Source organism: Paraburkholderia sp. SECH4 (assembly GCF_030511745.1).
Classification (GTDB): Bacteria; Pseudomonadota; Gammaproteobacteria; order Burkholderiales; family Burkholderiaceae; genus Paraburkholderia; species Paraburkholderia madseniana.
Genome location: NZ_JALOCP010000042.1, coordinates 1 through 17532 on the forward strand (window position 1 = coordinate 1; position 17532 = coordinate 17532).

16 protein-coding genes are annotated in these 17532 nt (G+C 61.3%); 6 read left to right on the forward strand and 10 right to left on the reverse strand.

Features of this window, described 5'->3' with window-relative positions; translation table 11 throughout:
- On the reverse strand, window positions 1–274 hold a 274-nt coding region (locus tag M0D67_RS35195), incomplete at its 3' end, for a transposase (protein ID WP_266241642.1).
- 138 nt (window positions 275–412) lie between these two features.
- Window positions 413–1330 carry an AraC family transcriptional regulator gene (locus M0D67_RS35200; RefSeq protein ID WP_154559983.1) on the reverse strand — a complete coding sequence of 306 codons (918 nt, stop codon included), beginning with the start codon at window positions 1328–1330 and terminating at the stop codon, window positions 413–415.
- 203 nt (window positions 1331–1533) lie between these two features.
- On the opposite strand from M0D67_RS35200, the gene M0D67_RS35205 reads away from it, so the two are divergent.
- Complete coding sequence (locus M0D67_RS35205; protein ID WP_171927496.1) at window positions 1534–2376, forward strand: SDR family oxidoreductase; 843 nt, start codon at window positions 1534–1536, stop codon at window positions 2374–2376.
- An 87-nt stretch (window positions 2377–2463) separates the two neighbouring features.
- Here the strand turns inward: M0D67_RS35205 and M0D67_RS35210 are convergent, their stop codons facing one another.
- Window positions 2464–2880: an ester cyclase gene (locus tag M0D67_RS35210; protein WP_154559985.1), complete on the reverse strand. Its 417-nt coding sequence runs from the start codon at window positions 2878–2880 to the stop codon at window positions 2464–2466.
- 199 nt (window positions 2881–3079) lie between these two features.
- On the opposite strand from M0D67_RS35210, the gene M0D67_RS35215 reads away from it, so the two are divergent.
- On the forward strand, window positions 3080–3964 hold the full coding sequence (locus M0D67_RS35215) for a LysR family transcriptional regulator (RefSeq protein WP_266241645.1): 885 nt from the start codon (window positions 3080–3082) through the stop codon (window positions 3962–3964).
- A gap of 367 nt (window positions 3965–4331) precedes the next feature.
- On the opposite strand, the gene M0D67_RS35220 is transcribed toward M0D67_RS35215, so the two are convergent.
- Window positions 4332–5891, reverse strand: a complete 1560-nt coding sequence (locus M0D67_RS35220; protein WP_233468933.1) for a sensor domain-containing diguanylate cyclase — start codon at window positions 5889–5891, stop codon at window positions 4332–4334.
- A gap of 546 nt (window positions 5892–6437) precedes the next feature.
- Here M0D67_RS35220 and M0D67_RS35225 point away from each other — a divergent pair.
- Both M0D67_RS35225 and M0D67_RS35230 read left to right on the forward strand, forming a co-directional pair.
- The gene (locus M0D67_RS35225; RefSeq protein ID WP_171927498.1) at window positions 6438–7463 is read left to right on the forward strand and encodes an SGNH/GDSL hydrolase family protein; all 1026 of its coding nucleotides are present in this window, start codon (window positions 6438–6440) and stop codon (window positions 7461–7463) included.
- 294 nt (window positions 7464–7757) lie between these two features.
- Window positions 7758–8024: a hypothetical protein gene (locus tag M0D67_RS35230; RefSeq protein WP_154559989.1), complete on the forward strand. Its 267-nt coding sequence runs from the start codon at window positions 7758–7760 to the stop codon at window positions 8022–8024.
- Here M0D67_RS35230 and M0D67_RS35235 read toward each other — a convergent pair.
- From M0D67_RS35235 to M0D67_RS35260, 6 genes are all read right to left on the reverse strand, one after another.
- Window positions 7969–9360: an ATP-binding protein gene (locus M0D67_RS35235; protein WP_171927499.1), complete on the reverse strand. Its 1392-nt coding sequence runs from the start codon at window positions 9358–9360 to the stop codon at window positions 7969–7971. The genes M0D67_RS35230 and M0D67_RS35235 overlap by 56 nt on opposite strands.
- On the reverse strand, window positions 9357–10070 hold the full coding sequence (locus M0D67_RS35240) for a response regulator (RefSeq protein ID WP_171927500.1): 714 nt from the start codon (window positions 10068–10070) through the stop codon (window positions 9357–9359). The genes M0D67_RS35235 and M0D67_RS35240 overlap by 4 nt, the downstream gene beginning before the upstream one ends.
- 16 nt (window positions 10071–10086) lie before the next feature.
- The gene (locus tag M0D67_RS35245) at window positions 10087–13218 is read right to left on the reverse strand and encodes an efflux RND transporter permease subunit (protein WP_266241649.1); all 3132 of its coding nucleotides are present in this window, start codon (window positions 13216–13218) and stop codon (window positions 10087–10089) included.
- Window positions 13215–14315, reverse strand: a complete 1101-nt coding sequence (locus M0D67_RS35250; RefSeq protein WP_233468934.1) for an efflux RND transporter periplasmic adaptor subunit — start codon at window positions 14313–14315, stop codon at window positions 13215–13217. Before M0D67_RS35250 ends, M0D67_RS35245 begins: the two co-directional genes overlap by 4 nt.
- Before the next feature lie 100 nt (window positions 14316–14415).
- Window positions 14416–15984, reverse strand: a complete 1569-nt coding sequence (locus M0D67_RS35255; RefSeq protein ID WP_171927503.1) for an efflux transporter outer membrane subunit — start codon at window positions 15982–15984, stop codon at window positions 14416–14418.
- Between the two features lie 50 nt (window positions 15985–16034).
- Complete coding sequence (locus M0D67_RS35260; protein WP_097393818.1) at window positions 16035–16328, reverse strand: hypothetical protein; 294 nt, start codon at window positions 16326–16328, stop codon at window positions 16035–16037.
- On the opposite strand from M0D67_RS35260, the gene M0D67_RS35265 reads away from it, so the two are divergent.
- Both M0D67_RS35265 and M0D67_RS35270 read left to right on the forward strand, forming a co-directional pair.
- On the forward strand, window positions 16327–16566 hold the full coding sequence (locus tag M0D67_RS35265; RefSeq protein WP_171927504.1) for a hypothetical protein: 240 nt from the start codon (window positions 16327–16329) through the stop codon (window positions 16564–16566). The two genes, M0D67_RS35260 and M0D67_RS35265, sit on opposite strands and share 2 nt — an antisense overlap.
- Window positions 16567–16760: 194 nt before the next feature.
- Complete coding sequence (locus M0D67_RS35270) at window positions 16761–17099, forward strand: hypothetical protein (protein WP_171927505.1); 339 nt, start codon at window positions 16761–16763, stop codon at window positions 17097–17099.
- Window positions 17100–17532 lie beyond the last annotated feature (433 nt).

Sequence of the window (17532 nt, forward strand, 5' to 3'; positions counted from 1 at the left end):
CGACGTTGCGCTGTGCCTCGCGCTCAAGCCGTCGACTGGATTGAATTCGGTTCAGGTAGCCGTAGATGTAGATCTTAAGCATCACATCCGGGTGATACGCAGGTCGTCCGGTAAGCGCTGGTTCGACGCCCTCAAATCCAAGCTGATGAAGATCCAGCTCATCGACAAAGACGTCGACTACGCGGACCGGATTGGTATCCGCTACATAGTCGTCGAGCGATTCAGGAAGAAGGATTGTTTGAGTACGATTGTCGCCTTGAACGAACCGCTTCATCTCGCTCGCCTTCGCTATCGGACGAGATATTTTAGCAATTCAAAAAGGTGTTTTGACACACTCTGGGCCACAAACAGCCGTTCGACCCCGTGACCTGGATCGTCAACAATCGCTTCCTGCCGGTCGTGAACGTGCGCATCACGACAGCCGCAGTCGCCTCACGTCTTGCTGCGGAGGCGCGCCGAACAGACGGCTGTACTCGCGACTGAACTGCGAGGCGCTCTCGTAGCCGACCTGGATCGCGGCACTACCCGCGTCGATGCCAAGGTTGAGCATCAACTGCCGCGCTTCCTGCAGGCGCAACTGTTTCTGGTATTGCAGAGGACTTGTTCCGGTGATGTTGCGGAAATGCTGACGGAACGTCGAAGGACTCATGTGCGCGTGCGCGGCCAGGTCATCCACGTGGAGTCCCTTCGAGAAATTCTGCTTGAGCCATGTCACGGCCCTGGCGATTTGTTGGCTCGGCGATCCGTTGGCTGCAAGGTGCTGTAACTGCGGACTGTGGGGGCCAGCGAGAAGCCGCACAATAATTTCCTGCTGATAGAGCGGCGCTAATTGCGGAGCCAATGCCTGTTGGTCCAGCAATTCGATCAGCCGAATCAGCACGCCGATCAGGGCATCGTCAAGAGTTTCGATCGTGATGGGCGTGAAAGCTGGCGTTCGAGGCGGAGCCGGCAGCTGCATCTCCGCAGATGTCCTCACGATGTCACGGCTGTCCAGTGTCAGCATCAGGCCCAGCATCGGTTCCTCAATACTCGCGCGCGTGACGTGCGAGATCACAGGCAGGTCGATGCTTGCCAGCATCGACTGGCCGGGGCCGTAGTTCACCACCTGTTTTCCTACCAACGCCTGCTTATGGCCCTGCGCAACGACGCCCAGCCCGAGGCTAAAGATGCAGTGCAACGGCTCGGTTGGCCCCTTCCGGCGGTGAAGGGAAAGGGCTGGTATGGCTGTGGTGTAGTCGCCGTCAGACTGGGCAAAGCGGGCGATGGCTCGCGCGAGGCCGTGCGTGCGTGCGGTAGTCGTACTCATTGGCTCGGAAACCCGGTATTTCATGCGCAATCTCTAACGCCAAGACGATGGAAACACTTTACTCCGGTAGAAGACCATTCGCGTGGCTTTAAGCGCGCCTCGTCAGTTTAGGCAAGAAGTTCGGCGCTTTCGGCAACCTCCCTGGTGCCAATCGCGCGACACTGAAGCCAGTTAATTCATATCCGATGCTCGAATTTTGGGGCATCAAGAACACAAAGGACCCGCGTATGAATAGCAAGAAAGTGTGGCTGATTACCGGCGCCGGCCGCGGCATGGGCGTGGATATCGCCAAGGCAGCACTGGCGGCCGGCCACGATGTTGTGGCGACTGGGCGCAATCCCGAAAAGGTCAGGAGCGCCATCGGCGATCACGATAATCTTCTAGTCACCCAGCTCGACGTGACCAGCCCCGCCGATGCCGAGGCCGCCGTCGAAACTACCGTCCAGAGGTTTGGTCGCATTGACGTGCTGGTCAACAACGCGGGGAACTTCTATGGGGGCTTCTTCGAGGAGCTTAGCCCCGCCCAGGTGCGTAGCCAGCTCGAAACGCTTCTGTTCGGCCCGATGAATGTTGCCCGGGCCGTATTGCCGGTGATGCGCAAGCAGCACTCTGGCCTGTTAGTCACAATCTCATCGACGGCTGGCATTACTGCTGGCGTCTTTTGCAGTGCATATGCCGCTGCAAAGTTTGGCGTCGAAGGATGGATGGAGTCGCTTGCCCAGGAAATTGCTCCCTTTGGCATTCGCACCATGCTGGTGGAACCAGGTTTTTTTCGAACAGATCTCCTCAGCGCAGACTCAACTACCTACGCCGAACTCTCCATTGATGACTATGCGTCGCGCACTCAGGAGACCGTGACTGCGTGGAAGGGCATGAACGGCAAGCAGGGTGGCGATCCGGCCAAACTTGCCGCCGCGCTAGTGGAGTTGACGGCACAGGAAGAGCCGCCCGCTCGCTTCGCCGCCGGCGCGGATGCAGTTGAAGCTTTTGAATCCAAGGCGAACACCTTGCTCGCTCAGGCGAATGCCCACCGCGAGCTGTCTTCATCCCTTTCACACGACACAGAATAAAGACGGGCCTCGCCGGACAAGGGTTCGGCACCCTAGTCTTTGGTGCATCCGACCAGGGGGCGAGCGGCGGGCGCGACTATCTTCCGCTCAGGCAGGAATCGCACCGATTTGCTGCAAGAGGGCCAACAGGTCAGGTTGCGCGCGCTCTTCGACAATTTTTCCGTTGGAAAAGCGATAGAAGTTCACGGCCTGAACCTGAATCTTCTTTCCGCTCGCAGGCACGCCAAAGAAGGTGGCTTGGTGAGTACCGCGCATGATGAAACGTGCGGCAACCGTGTCGTTTTCCGCGATCATTTCTTCGAGCGTCCATTGAATGTCAGGGAAACCAGAACGCATCATGCCGAGGATTTCCATGTATCCGTGCGGCCCGATGAAAGGATCAGGGCTGACGGGGGCATGGAAGATTGCATTGGCATCAACAAGCTCTTCGGCAAGCACTTCGTTAGCTGTATTGATGAATTCAACAAAGCGGGACATCAACAGTTTGTTCGATTCGGCGGACATGATTTGAACCTTGTGAGTGAGTGTGGTCGCCCGCAACGGCGTCGTCTGCGTGCGCCGCCAAACGAGAGGCGGAGCAGGTTGCGGTAGGTCGCGTACGTGCCGGGTTCAGCCCGCTTACGACAACTGCAACAAGTCTAGACTGCAAATCCATTGAGATAAATGCGTGATATCTTTGGACATTCACAACAGGACGTTTCGAATGGATCGCCTCACGGGTATGAGCGTTTTCACGAAAGCAGTCGAGCTGGGTTCGTTCTCGGCGGCTGGGGATGCTCTTCAGATGTCGCCACAACTGGTCGGAAAACACGTCCAGGTGCTGGAACAGAGTCTCGGCGTGCGTCTGCTGAACAGAACGACCCGTAGGCAAAGCCCGACAGATATCGGCCGGGCTTATTACGAACGCGCCAAGATCATCCTCGCGGAGGTCGAGGCGGCCGAAAACCTCGTAGCCGAGACCCGTTCAATGCCGACTGGCCGTCTGAAGGTAAATGCGCCTGTGAGCTTCGGCATACACACCTTGGCGCCAAAATTGCCGGAGTACCTTAAGGCGTTTCCGCAGGTCGCAGTTGACGTGACTCTGTCGAATCGAGCCGTCGATCTGATTGACGAGGGTTATGACGCCGTGTTCAGGATTGGCGAACTGGGGGATAGCGGCCTGATTGCTCAGCCACTGGCTCCATACCAGTTAGTGCTCTGCGCCGCGCCGTCGTATCTTGCTGCAAACCCGCGCATAACAGTTCCCGCTGATCTCGAGCACCATGAGTGTCTTGGCTTTACGCATACGGAACTACGATCGGAGTGGACGTTTGATGGCCCTGAAGGCCGCGTCGCTGCGCAGGTCTCGGGGCGGTTCATGGGAGACCATGGTGAGGTGCTGCTGGCGGCCGCCGTGGCGGGCGTCGGGGTCATGCTTCAACCCGTGGAACTGGTGAAGGGCGAACTCGATCGGGGCAGTCTGGTTGTGGTGCTTCCGGACTATCAGGCGCCTTCGCGGCCATTACATGTTCTATATGCGCGTGATCGCCGCGTGACGCCCAAGTTGAGGAGCTTTCTGGATTTTGCGCGGGAGCACTTCGGAGCTTAGCGAAGTGATAGTTCCTCAGCGTTGTCCAAATGCCATCGGCGCCACACCCTGTCGAGCGGGCGCTGGTGGCAATGACCGCTTCCGGGAAAACTGAAGGTCTCGGATGGGTCGGCTACGGAAGTTCGGCACCAGGGGAAATCCAACACCATCCCGACGGCGCTGAACTTCCGGGTTCGTGGGCGAGCGAACCCAATGAGCGCCGGGCACTTTGTGACATCAATACATCAAGCGCCGGGGAGCGGTGCACGGAGGACTATTCGTCCCACATGGGATAGCCATATCGCCGCGATTGCCGCCGCCGGTAGTTCGGAGAATCCTAAATCCGATATTGCACGCGGCCTTCGCGAGACGCAACGGGTTGGGGCGCTCAGTTACGATGTGAAGCAGTAGTGGATGATGGAAAGTTACCCTTGGCGGCAAGTACTCGATTTCGCCCCATGCTCTTTGCCTCATACAAAGCCTTGTCGGCAGCCAGTATCAGCTCCGTAGGCTCGCCCGCGCCTCGAATCGGGATCCGGGCGTCAACACCTGCGCTTATCGTGACGAAGCCAGTTGGGTTGCCCGAATGTTCAATTTCCAGACTACGGATAGCGCTACGAATATTGTCCGCGATTGCTACAGCACGAGCTACATCGGTGTTCGGAAGAAGCACTGCAATCTCCTCTCCACCATAGCGGGCGGCAAGGTCTCCCGGACGTCCGGCTGTCAGGTCCCTGATGAGACCGCTAATCGTTCGCAGGCATTCGTCGCCCGCTGCATGCCCGTAAATGTCGTTGTATTGCTTGAAGCAATCGACATCCAGCATGATCAGTGCGAGAGCACTCGCGTGACGCGTGGCACGACTGAATTCGTTATGCAATGCGACATCGAATTGGCGGCGATTTGCGAGCCCCGTCAGGCCGTCCTGCATTGCAAGTCGTTCAAGGGTCTGATTGAGCTTTTCAAGGGAGGCGTGCGTCTTTGTCAGTTCCGCCTCGGCAGTCGTTCGCAATTCGATCTGCCGGATCAGATGCCAGCCGAACAGGCCCACCACAACGACAAGGCAAAGCACGCCAGCGGAATGCCAGATCGTGTCGCGCCACCACTCATGCAAAATCTCATCCTTGGACAACGCAGCTGCTACAAAGACCGGATAGTTCGGGAGGCTACGATAACTGTTCAGCCGCGTGACGCCGTCCTGCGCCGACTTGATGATCGCCGTTCCGGCCGGACCCTGCGTTGTGTAATAGCGGTACAGCTCGGTTCCCCGCATGTTTTTGCCGATCACTTTTTCATCGAACGGTCGACGAATCAGCATCACACCGCTATTCAGGACGAGCGCAACGGCTCCCGCGTTGCCAATCTGAAGGCTATTGTAGAAGGCTTTGAAAAAATCAATATCGACGGTTGCCAACACAACGCCGCCGAAACTGCCGTCCGGTTTATTGATTCTCCTTGAAACGGGAATAACCCACTTTCCACTCGATCGGCTTACTACTGGGACGCCAATGTGCGGACCAGGATCAGCGTTGTCTCGATGGAAGACGAAATATTCGCGATCCGAGTTATTGAATCGATTGAGTGGCGTCGATGTGGAATTGACGATCCAGATTCCGTTTTTGTCAAATACAAATAGACCGTCAAGCTGGGGAAGCCCCTGTCGGCGCATCACCAGGACGTCGTGCAGTCGTTTAAGAGCGGCCGGGCCGAGCCCGTCGTGCTGCACGCGCTCAACGATGCCCAGCAACGCCGTGTCTGCTTCCTTAAACGTGTCATCGGCCTCCTGAGCCATTGCCCGCGAGAGATTCGAGGTGGCGACGTCCATTTCGCCCAGCTCGACTGCCCGTGCATTCCAGCTTCGCCAGCCATCAAGCACAACGAGAGACAGGCAGACGATCACCACGAAGGTTATCGCGCGCCAGATGATGGACGGTCTATTCAAAATCAAACTATTCTCCGTGGACAGCCTGGATGCACTTGGCGGCGAGGCGTTTTCCGCTGGGAAAGTCGCCATAATCGCAAACGCATAGCGAGTATATCGGCATCCAGGCGCACATCTTGACGTTCGCCCGCTTGCGGGAGGTCTTGTGCCCCGCGCCGCGAGTTCGCCACCAGACACAGGTGAGCACGCGGTATACGCACCAGCTGCTTCGAAGATCAGGGGCAGCGTAATGCGCGGACGCTGATGGGCCTTCTGGGCGACGCAGCCGTCGTGCCGGCGCGCTAGCCCGCGCAATCCATTTGCTCGTTGACGGCCAGACCCTCGCACGCAGTCGGCCAAGCGAGCTGCCACCTAACCGGTTGCCCAGCGCAGGGCATCGTCAACTATCTTTCGCCGATCTGACGCAGCCTCAATGCCCCGCCGACATTGTGCAATCAGGACGATAAGGCATCCTTTTTGCTCACCCAGAAGTACTGTCGAGAGAACGATATGCAGGCTGGCGATACGTCCGCCACATAGGGCAACCGCCCGTTCAATCTGTGGGGAGGCGCTATGCAGGGAAGCAATGACACGGTACGTGCTGTAATTCTTGCCACGGTGATGTCGCTATTGACAGCATGCGGCGGGGGCGGGGGTGGAGGCTCGAGCAACGGCAGTAGCGCGGCCACGCCACCGGGCGGCGTTAATCTGCAAGTTGTGTCATTCGGCGACAGCCTGTCGGACGTCGGGACCTATACGCCGCTCGCGAGCGCGGTGGGTGGCGGGCGTTTCACGACCAATCCGGGCCAGGTGTGGACTCAGAACGTCGCGCAATACTACGGCGGCTCGCTAAGCGCCGCGTTCACGATCGACATCACGCACAAGTTGAACGCGCAAAACGGTCTCGGCTATGCCGAGGGCGGCTCCACGGTGGCGACGCCGGCAAACCAGAACGACTTTCTTACCGACGTGATCGGCAATGTCGAAATGCCGGTCAATCAGCAGGTTTCGAGCTATCTGGCCACGCACGGGAGTTTCAATTCCGGTCAACTGGTCCTGATGTGGGCCGGCGCGAACGACGTGCTTCGCGCCGGTTCGCTGCCGGCCGCGGCGCCGACGGTGCAAACGGCGGCAACCACCCTCGCTCAGCTTGTCGGGCAGATCGTTCAGAACGGCGCCACGCATGTGGTGGTGGTCAATGTTCCAAATGTCGGCCTGTCGCCCAAAGGCCTCGCCGCGGCCGACGGCGGGGCCAATCTGACCCAGCTATCGCAACTCTTCAACCAGGACCTGAACGCTGCCCTGCAGGCCGATGGCCTGCAGGGCAAGGTCATCCAGATCGATTCCTATACATGGGTAGACCAGATCATCGCGAACTTTCAGGCTAATGGCTTCGTCGTGGCAAACACGGCCCAAGCCTGCGACCCCAAGAAAACGCCGGATGACACAGCATTGCTGTGCTCGTCGGCAACCTATGTGACGGCCAATGCCGATCAGACGTACATGTTCGCCGACGACCTTCATCCGACAACGCATCTGCACGCGCTGTTCGCCCAGTTCGTCGAGCAGCAGATCGCCAGCAGCGGTCTTGGCCACTGAGCCTTCAGGACGATGACGACTCGCCGACAGAATCGTCAGGTTCGCTGAAACGGGGCGCGAGGGCGACGCCGCACCGATGTCAGGCTTTCTCGCTGAATTCCGGCGACTTGCGCTTCGTCTGGCGTGTGATACGTTAGTGTTAGGGACGTTCGTGTGCGGCACGAACGTCCCCTGGTATGATGCCAATCGCACGCCGGTCGGCGTTCGATTCATCGCCACGTTTCGCCGCAGCGTTTTGTAATTGCATTTCCAGCCGCGTTTTGCGCGGCAGGTCTTCCAGCCACGAGAACCATCATGCCCGCCCAACACGACGAAGTCCCCACTACCAGCACCACGCCGGGCAAGGCTAAGCGCAAGGATCTGTCCATTGTGGCGCGCAATCTTCTGATGGTTGCCGTCGGCGTCATCGTCTTCGCGATCGTTGCGACCGTCGTGCTCTACGGTCCGATCACTTACGGCGACGAGATTCCCAACTTCGGCATCATCCTCATGCTGACCGTGCCGGTCATCGCGGGCGTGGCCTTCCGGGTGGGACTGGATGCGTGGCTGGACCGGGAATGAGCGGCAACACCACCCACACTTCCAGCCCGCCGCCCTCGCGCGCGTGAAACTGCAGGCTGCCGCCGTGCAGCCGCGCGATCCGCTCGACTATCGCCAGCCCCAGCCCGGTGCCGCCGCTATGCGCGCGAGCATTGCGGCCACGCTGAAACGGCGCTTTCAGTTGCTCCAGCTCCTCTGCCGACAGACCTTTGCCGCGATCGCCCACCGCGACATACACGGCTTCACCTGTAGCCCAACTCCGCACAGCGAGTCCGCTGCCGCCATAGACGATCGCGTTCTGCATCAGGTTCATCAGGAGCCGCATCATGCTGATCGGCCGGTAGAGAATCGCGGGCAGAACCGCGAGCGTGAGCTCGAACTCATGGCCCAGCCCGGCGAAATCGCCGGCAAGCCGCTCGACCAACGCATTGAGGTCGCCGGGCTCCGCCGCTTCACGCTCGCCGCTGCCGGCGTAATCCATGAACTGCTGCAAGATCGTCTCGATCTGGTCCAGGTATGACTCGGCGGCGACCACGAAGCTGCTGTCGCTGCCGTCGGGCATCGCCATGGCCATCGAGAGCCGCAGTTTGGTGAGCGGCGTGCGGATGTCGTGCGAGATGCCCGCCAGCATCAGCGCGCGCGTCGCCTCGGCCTGCTGCAACGCATGCGTCATCTGATTGAACGCGCTGCTCACCGTGGCGATCTCGACAGGACCGTCGGTCGACAACGGCGCGGGCGTTTCGCCGGCACTCACGCGGCGTGCCGCCTGCGTCAACGCCTGGAGCGGCTGGTTGAGGTGGCGCTGGATCACGTAGCCGGTCAGCGCCGCCAGTGCACCCAAACCGAGCGACAACAGAATCGCGGCGTCGAGTCCGTTGCCTTGCGCGTCCTCGGGAATCGGCAGCGCGATCCAGTACGGCGTGTGCGGCGCATCGGCCGGCGCATGCATGCGAATCCACAAGCGTTGACCGCCTTCGGACTGCCAGAGCGCGGGCATGTCGGCGGGCAGATGCTCGCGCAAGCTGTCGAGAAACACATTGCGCTGATACGTGCGGTAAGCGCGCATCAGACTGGGCGGCGGTTCAAGGGCAGCATCGGCGGGTAGTTGCGTGCGAGCGTCGAGACGTGCCGTCAATTGGGCGCGCGCGCCCGGCGGCGTGGCTTGAAGCAGGCTATCGAGCGTTGTCACGTAAGTGGCGAACACCGTGGCCGCCCGTTCAACGCGGGGCCGCTGCACATAGTGCAGCAACACCGCAAGCGCGCAGAGCTGGCTCAGCATCACCAGCACGATCAGCAAGAGGATATTGCGCGCCAGCAGCGTTTTCGGCAGCGCTCTCTGCAGCCACGAGCGCGTCATGAGTCGACGTCCGCGACCAGCATGTAGCCGACGCCCCACACGGTCTTGATGAAGCGCGGCTTCGACGGATCGTCCTCGATAATCTGCCTGAGCCGCAGCACCTGCACGTCGATGCTGCGATCGAGCGCATCGTGATCACGCCCACGGGCGCGCGCCAGCAGATTGTCACGGCTCACGGGCCGGTTCGGCGACGAGGCCAACGCGACCAGCAGCAGCATCTGCGCCGAATGAATCTCCAGCAGTTCGCCGGTACGCGACAACTGCTGCTTACCGACATCGAGACTGAAATCGCCGAAATGCACGCTCTGCGAGGTCACGGTGACATCGCCCGAGGCGATCTTCTGGCGGCGCAGCAGCGCATTGATCCGCGCGACCAGTTCACGCGGCAGGAAGGGTTTGGCGAGGTAGTCGTCGGCGCCGGTTTCGAGGCCGAGCACCCTGTCGAGCGGATCGCCCTTCGCGGTCAGCATCAGGATCGGCAGCGTCTGCCCTTGCTCGCGCAAACGGGCGCAGATGGCGAGGCCATCCTCTTCGCCGATCATCAGATCGAGCACCAGCAGATCGAACGGCTCACGTTCCAGATAGCGGTCGAGCCGTTTGCCGTCCTCCGCGATCCGGACGTCGAAGCCATGCCCGCGCAGAAAACGCTGCAGCATATTGCGCAGTTCGGCTTCGTCGTCGAGCACGATGATTTTTGCGGGGCGATCCATACGAAAGCTCCTCGGTTTAAGCGTCGGGCGGTGCATGCCGCGCCGCGTGCCGTTCGGCCTGGCGCTGCAACAGCACGTAGAACGACGGAATGAACAGCACGGCAATGCACGTTGAAGCGAGCATCCCCGAAAATACCGCAATCCCAAGCGAACGGCGCGCGCTCGCACTCGCGCCGGTGGCGATCACGAGCGGCACCACGCCGAGAATAAACGCGAACGAGGTCATCATGATCGGCCGGAACCGCAAGCGCGCCGCTTCCACCGCGGCCTCGGCGATGCTCACGCCCTGCGCGCGCAGATGCCGTGCGAACTCGACGATCAGAATCGCGTTCTTCGCCGACAGCGCGATCAGCAATACGAGGCCGATCTGCGTGTAGAGGTTGTTGGCAGCCCCCAGGATGGCAAGCGTGCCGGCTGTACCGAGCAACGCCAGCGGCACGGCGAGCACCACCGCCACCGGCAGCAACCAGCTTTCGTATTGCGCGGCCAGCACGCAGAACACCAGCAACACACCCACGGCAAACACCCAATAGGCCGAATTGCCGACCAGTTTCTCCTGATACGACATCGCAGTCCATTCGTAACCGATACCCGCGGGCAGTATGCGCGCGGCCTCCTGCTCGAACGCGGCGATCGCCTGGCCGGTGCTATAGCCGTTCGCCGGATTGCCGTTGATGGCCGCTGCAGGCGCGAGGTTATACAGCGTCGCCACGGCCGGGCCGACGCTCGTATGCGCATCGATGAAGGTGCCAAGCTCCACCATATGACCACTGTTGCTGCGAATCTGAAAACGGCGGATGTCGTCGGTTTCGCGGCGAAACGCGCCGTCGGCCTGCACGAACACGGGGAACGTATGGTTGAACGTCGTGAACTGGTTCACATAGCTCGAGCCGACGTAATCCTGCAGCAGGTCGAACACATTGCCGACCGGCACCTGCAGCGACTCGGCCTTGGCGCGATCGAGCGTAAGTTCGACGGTCGGCACCGACGCGCGAAACGGGCTGAACACGCGCTGCAGTTCGGGCCGCTTCGAAACGCTGGCGATCAGCGCGTCGGTGGCATCCTGCAAACGCCGATAGTTCTGCGAACCGTCCGTGAGCATCACCTGCATCTGCACGCCGCCGCTATTGCCGAGGCCCTGGATCGGCGGCGGCACGATCACCACGGAGCGCACGTCGGGCAGTTTCGCAAGTTCGCTATTCATGCGCAAATACAGCGAGCGCAGGTCCTCGCCTTTGCCGCGCTTGCTCCAGTCGTCGAGCGTGACGTAGATCAGCGCGGAATTCGGCAGCGATGCGTTGTTATCGAGCGGCGAGATGCCACCGATCGACACCACATGACTCACGCCAGGAATCGCGCCGATGCGCTTTTCGATCTGCGTGCTCGCCTCGCGGGTGCGGCCGAGCGAAGCGGCATCGGCCAGTTGCGCGGCGATCAGGATATAGCCCTGATCTTCGAGCGGAATGAAGCTGGTGGGCACACGCGTCAGCAAAAACGCAGACGCCGCGCCGAGCACCAGCGCGATGCCGAGCGCGAGGCCACAACGCTGCACGAACCACGAAACAATGCGCACATAGCCCTTTTCGACACGGGCGTACCCCTTGTCGAACACGCGATACACGATGTTCGGCTTGCCGGGCCGCGCATGCCGCAGCCAGCGCACGCTTTGCACCGGTTTGAGCGTTACCGCATTGATCGCGCTGATGATGGTCGTTGCGACGACAACCAGCGCGAACTGCCGGTACATCTGGCCCGTGACGCCGCCGAGAAACGCCGATGGCAGGAACACCGAGATCAGCACCAGCGTGATGCCGACGATCGGCCCGAGCAACTCGTGCATCGCGTCGATGGCAGCCTGCTTCGGCGTCTTGCCCTGCTCGATATGCTGCGTAATCCCTTCCACCACCACGATCGCGTCGTCCACCACGATGCCGATTGCCAGCACGATCGCGAACAGCGTCAGCAGGTTGATCGAAAAGCCGAGCATGTAGATCGCGCCGAACGTGCCGATGATCGTCACCGGAATCGTCGTGGCAGGCACCAGCATCGCGCGCCAGTTCTGCAGGAACAGCAGGATCACTGCGAGCACCAGCAGCGCGGCCTCGAACAGCGTCTTGTACACGTCGATCACCGACTGCCGCACGAAGGTCGTCGTATCGAACGGCAATTGATAGCTGACGCCCTTCGGCATATCTTTGGCCAGCCGCGCCATGGTCGCTTTCACGGCATTGCCGACTTCCAGCGCGTTGGCTTCCGGCAGTTGATAGATGGCAATGCCCGCAGCCGGTTTGCCGTCGAGATTGAAGAACTGTCCATAGCTCGACGAACCGAGTTCAGTGTGACCCACATCGCGAATGCGCACGAAGTGGCCACCGTCGTTGGGATCGGCTTTCACGATGATGTCGTCGAACTCGTGCGGATCGGACAGCGCGCCCTGCATCGCCACCGTGAGCTGGAACGCCTGGCCGCCCGCGTTCGGTTCCGAACCGAGTTGGCCGGCGCTCACGTCCTTGCTTTGGCTCTGGATCGCCTGCATCACATCGGCGGCGGTCAGACCGCGCTCGCTCAGCTTCTGCGGATCGAGCCACACGCGCATGCTGTATTGGCCCGTGCCGAACACGGTGACGTCGCCGACACCCGGCAAACGCGCGAGTGTGTCGCGCAGATAAATTACCGCGTAGTTGCTCAGAAACAGCGAATCGTATTTCGGATCAGGCGACTGCAGCGTGTACAACTGCAGGATCGCCGTGGAGCGTTTACGCACGGTCACGCCCTGCTGCTGCACCGCTTGCGGCAATTGCGCGGTGGCGGCCGACACGCGGTTTTGCACCAGCACCTGCGCTTTATCGACATCCGTGCCGACGGCGAAGGTGACCGTGAGCGTGTAGGTGCCGTCATTGGTGCTGGTCGATTGCATGTACAGCGCGTTTTCCACGCCATTGACCTGCGTTTCGATCGGCAGCGCCACGCGGTCGATCACGGTCGCAGCGCTCGCACCCGGAAAGCGTGCGACAACCTGCACGGTCGGCGGCGTGATCGGCGGATATTGCGCGATAGGCAGGTTGATCAGCGCGACAGCGCCGAGCAGCATCACGATCAACGCGATCACATTGGCGAGGACCGGGCGCTCGACAAAGAAGCGGATCATGACTGGCCCTGCGCCGCCGCGGCAACCACCTGCACCTTGGCGCCGGGCGCGACGGCCAGCGCACCGCCGGTCACGACCTGGTCGTTCGCCGTGAGACCCGAGGTGACCGCCCGCTGCGAACCGTACAAGCCACCAATGACCACCGCGCGTTTTTCGATCACGCCGGCGCCGTTCACGAGCAGCACCGACGCACCCGCCTGATCGCGCAGCAATGCCGTGTCCGGCACCAGCAGCACGTTTTGCGGTGCGCCTGCCGGAATGTGCACTTCAACCGACATGCCGGGAATCAGGTGCGCGTCCCGATTGGCGATATCGGCGCGCAGCTTGACCGCCCCGCTATTCGGATCGACGCGTGTGTCGACAAATTCGAGCGCGGCGTCCTCACCTTGCCCTTGCCCCTGCCCCGCGGCCGCGCCGAGCACATTGACGCGCACCGTGCGGGGTGGCTGCGTGAAAAGCCCGATGCGGTTCGCGTCGCGCTCGTTGAGTGTGAAATTCACGTACACCGGCTGGATGCGGTCCAACGTGGCGAGCTTGGTGGAGTCGGAAGCGCCCACCAGATTGCCGACGTCGAATGCACGTGCACCGATGCGGCCCGCAAACGGTGCGCGTATTTCCGTGTAAGCGAGATTGATGCGCGACATGTCACGTTTGGCGAGCGCCTGGTCGCGTGTGGTCTGGGCTTTTTGCAGCGTCGATTCGGAGGTGGCGTTATCCGACGTGAGTTGCTTTTGCCGGACCAGTTCCTGGTTGGCATTGTCGAGCGCGGACTGGTCGTAGGTCAGTTGCGCGCGATACGTATCCGGCTCGATGCGAAACAGCACCTGCCCTTGCTTGACGTAAGCGCCATCGGCAAAGCCAATTTCCTTCAGCACGCCCTGCACGCGCGCGATTAGCGTGACGGTCGCCGAGGGCGCGACGGTGCCGCTCAGATCAAGTTGTTCGCGCACCTCGCGCGGCACTGGTCGTGTCACGCTGACTTGCGGCAGGGGCACGGCTTGCGCCGATTGTGCCGATTGTGCGGCAGGCGCGCTGCCGTCGTGGCACGCGGCGAGCGCCATTGCCGCTGCCAGCACGATGCAAAGCGTCGCTCCCAAGTGCCGGCCTGGTTCGTTCCGGCCTGGTTCGTTCCGGCTTGGCTCATTCCTGTTGGCCACGTTACCGCATACCCCGCTCGTGCTCGTCTCTGCCATGTTGTTATTTCCCATTCTCGAGCTGGCCTCCACTGGCGCGCGCCAGCGCGGAATTCGCCGGCGGGTTCAGCAAGCGGCCCCAGTCCGTGCGCTGCGCCATCTGTTCGGCGATCTGTTCGCTCACCACCTGCTGCCCCTCTGCCACTTCCCAGCCGCCACCCAACGCGCGATACAAAGACACCGCCGCAAGCGCGGCGATCCCCTGGTTCTGCGCGAGCGAATCGCCATCGCGCAACATCGAACGCGATGCGTCCAGCACCGTGTCGTACGTGACCGATCCCGCGCGATACTGGATATTGGCGAGCTTCAAAGCGCGTTGCGACGCATCGGACGCACGCGACGACGCCGCCAGCGCATCGAGTGAGGTCCGCAGTGCGGCAATCGCGTCCTCCACTTCTTTCTGCGCTTGCAGCACCGTGTTCTGATAGTCGAGCACGGCCTCCTGGAAGGCGGCGTCCTGAATCCGTACGGCGTTCTTCAACTGGCCGCGATCGAGGATCGGCAGCGTGATGCCCGCGGAGAAGAGACCGATCGTCTTGCTACCCCACTGCGACAATCCGATGCCATGCTGTTCGCCCGACGAAAGCCCGAACAGTCCCGTCAACGACAGCGACGGATACAGCTTCGCCTTGGCCGCGCCGATCAGCGCCGATTGCGCCGCCGCGTTGAGCGCGGCCTGGCGCACGTCGGGACGGCGGCGCAGCAGATCGGCGGGAATACCGACATCGATCTGCGTCGGCGGCACCGGAATCGCGCTGCTGCCTTTGAGTTGCGCATCGACTGCGTCGGGGGGATCGGCGAGCAGCACGGCGAGCGTGTCGCGGTCTTGTGCGCGTGCCTTGATGAGCGGCGGAATCTGCGCCTCGGTTTCAGCCACCAGCGTAGCGGCCTGTTCGACGTCGAGCTGGCTCGACGCGCCACGTTTGTAGCGCGCCTGGGTCAGCGTGAGACTCTGCTGCACCGCCTTCAGGTCTTGCTGCGCGACCGCGATACGTTGTTCGAGCGCGCGCAGATCGATGTACGCATTGGCGACATCGGCGAACAGCGACACGAGCGCGTTGTCATACGCGGCTTCGGACACGCGCAATTGCGCGCGATCCGATTCGATCTGCCGGCGATACTTGCCCCAGAAATCGATTTCCCAACCCACGTTCACACGCAGATGCTCGGCCCACAGATGCGTTGGCGGAATCGGACCGACGCCGCTTGTGTTGATATGGTCCGCGCCAACGGACACGCTGCCGGATTGTGGCAGCAGATTCTCGGCGCTGACCGCGAGTTGCGCGCGCGCCTTGAAGATATGCAAACCCGCCACCTGCAGCGACAGATTGCGCTCGTACGCACGCTGTTCCAGCGCGCTCAGCACCGGATCGTTGAATGCGGTCCACCAGGCCGCCTGAGCACCGGGCGCAGTCTGCGCCTCGCCGGCCAGGCTCTCGAGCCACTGGTTCTCGAGCGTCACGTCCGGCTGTTTGAAGTCGGGGCCAACCGTCACGCAACCCGTCAGTGCCACACTCATCGATACGATCAGCGCGCAGGCGATGGACAGGCGGCAGGACGTGGCTGATTTCATCGCGCATTGAGGCGTCAAATATCCTACGATCCCGCCGATGCCCGCGCGGCTCAGTGCGCTGCCCCGCGTTCCTGCATGAATGCCGCGATCTGCGGCAAGGTGATGTAGCCCGCCTTCTGCGTGTCGATTTCATCGAAATGCTTGGCGACCATCGGCATGCCCGCGGCAGCCTGTTCCCGGGTGAGCTTGCCGTCGTGCGTGGTGTTGGCATTCGCAAAGCGCGTTTGCAACTGCTGCGCCATACGCTCCATGCGCTGAGGGTTGCCGCCCTGCGGTGCGGCCGTTTGGGCGAACGTGACGGTGGATGCGCAGCACAGCAGCACGACGGCGAGAAACTTTTTCATGACTGACTCCTTGGATCGAGCCATCGTGCGTCGCCTGCTAACCGCCGCGATCCGTTCGATGACAGGCCGAATTCTTGAGGATGTGCCGCCGGAAGGCAATTTGAGAATCATGTCGCCTTATGTCATGGCTTTTCGCGGCGCCGACGCAGCAGATGTTCTCGCTGTCGTCGCAACACAGCATGCGCTTCATACACCTGCATGCTTATCTCATGGCCCACTTTCGCGCGACATTGAATGAAATAAGTTCGCGCTGCCGTTTTCAGGGCGGTTTGCGTATCTTTCGTCTGCCGGCGCTACCAGTGCCGCAAGTGCCTTAAGTGCATCAAGCGCGGCGCCTCAACGGTTTGGCAGGGTTCTCAAGCAATCCGAATCAGTCGCACGGCTTCTTCACCGGAAGACGCTCCGCACCGCTCAACGTCTCAGGAGTATCAAGTGAGTATTCGTCTCGTCTGCGCCTCTACCTTCACCGCCATCGGTCTCGCCTGTTCGTCGACGGCGTTCGCCCGGGTGGTCGTCTATATGCCGGCTGCCGTGGTCTACGCGCCGCCGCCGCGCCCGGTCTATTACTACGCGCCGGTCAAGCCCGTCTATGTGGTAGCGCCTCCGCCGGCTCCAATTCCCGTTGCTGTAGCGGTCGGCACGCCCGTGCCGTTGCCTCCGAAACCCGTCACCTTGTACACGACGGTCGTGGTTCCCGCGCCGACCAACTATGCAATCGTGCCCGCCCCTGCCGTCACCTACGCGCAACCCGTGATGGTGGTGCCGCGCTGAATGTGCCGGATGCGAGTCCCGACACACCATCCCCGCACTGTCAGCGTGAACGTATCCAACGTATTGATTACATAAATCGCCGTTGAACCAGCATAGGACATGCTGTACGCAAGAATGCCTGGTGAATTCCCGTTGTGCTGAAGAATGGCCGGCGCGCCGCGCGAGAACGGGTTGTTCCGCTTGCGCGGCGCGCTGAGTCGCGCACTGATCGCACATTGAACCAGTACGTCGGCGCGCTGGACTCCCGGCGATCGGTCGCTTGTGCTCTCCGACACAATTCTTACCGGCAAAGACGTGAGATGGACTCGCTTTTTGGCTGTCCCGGGACGTATTGGGTGGATTAAAACAGGTGGAAGACCAGTCTTCTCCAGAGGCCCGCCTGACTGGGCGGCGCCGATACATCATATAAATGTATGGCGTTCGAAAGCTCGAT

What these genes read in the sequence shown, in the direction of transcription:
- M0D67_RS35200 (WP_154559983.1), bottom strand. Translation starts at nt 1,330, where the DNA reads ATGAAATACCGGGTTTCCGAGCCAATGAGTACGACTACCGCACGCACG.
- M0D67_RS35205 (WP_171927496.1), top strand. Translation starts at nt 1,534, where the DNA reads ATGAATAGCAAGAAAGTGTGGCTGATTACCGGCGCCGGCCGCGGCATG.
- M0D67_RS35210 (WP_154559985.1), bottom strand. Translation starts at nt 2,880, where the DNA reads ATGTCCGCCGAATCGAACAAACTGTTGATGTCCCGCTTTGTTGAATTC.
- M0D67_RS35215 (WP_266241645.1), top strand. Translation starts at nt 3,080, where the DNA reads ATGGATCGCCTCACGGGTATGAGCGTTTTCACGAAAGCAGTCGAGCTG.
- M0D67_RS35225 (WP_171927498.1), top strand. Translation starts at nt 6,438, where the DNA reads ATGCAGGGAAGCAATGACACGGTACGTGCTGTAATTCTTGCCACGGTG.
- M0D67_RS35230 (WP_154559989.1), top strand. Translation starts at nt 7,758, where the DNA reads ATGCCCGCCCAACACGACGAAGTCCCCACTACCAGCACCACGCCGGGC.
- M0D67_RS35235 (WP_171927499.1), bottom strand. Translation starts at nt 9,360, where the DNA reads ATGACGCGCTCGTGGCTGCAGAGAGCGCTGCCGAAAACGCTGCTGGCG.
- M0D67_RS35240 (WP_171927500.1), bottom strand. Translation starts at nt 10,070, where the DNA reads ATGGATCGCCCCGCAAAAATCATCGTGCTCGACGACGAAGCCGAACTG.
- M0D67_RS35245 (WP_266241649.1), bottom strand. Translation starts at nt 13,218, where the DNA reads ATGATCCGCTTCTTTGTCGAGCGCCCGGTCCTCGCCAATGTGATCGCG.
- M0D67_RS35255 (WP_171927503.1), bottom strand. Translation starts at nt 15,984, where the DNA reads ATGAAATCAGCCACGTCCTGCCGCCTGTCCATCGCCTGCGCGCTGATC.
- M0D67_RS35265 (WP_171927504.1), top strand. Translation starts at nt 16,327, where the DNA reads ATGACTGACTCCTTGGATCGAGCCATCGTGCGTCGCCTGCTAACCGCC.
- M0D67_RS35260 (WP_097393818.1), bottom strand. Translation starts at nt 16,328, where the DNA reads ATGAAAAAGTTTCTCGCCGTCGTGCTGCTGTGCTGCGCATCCACCGTC.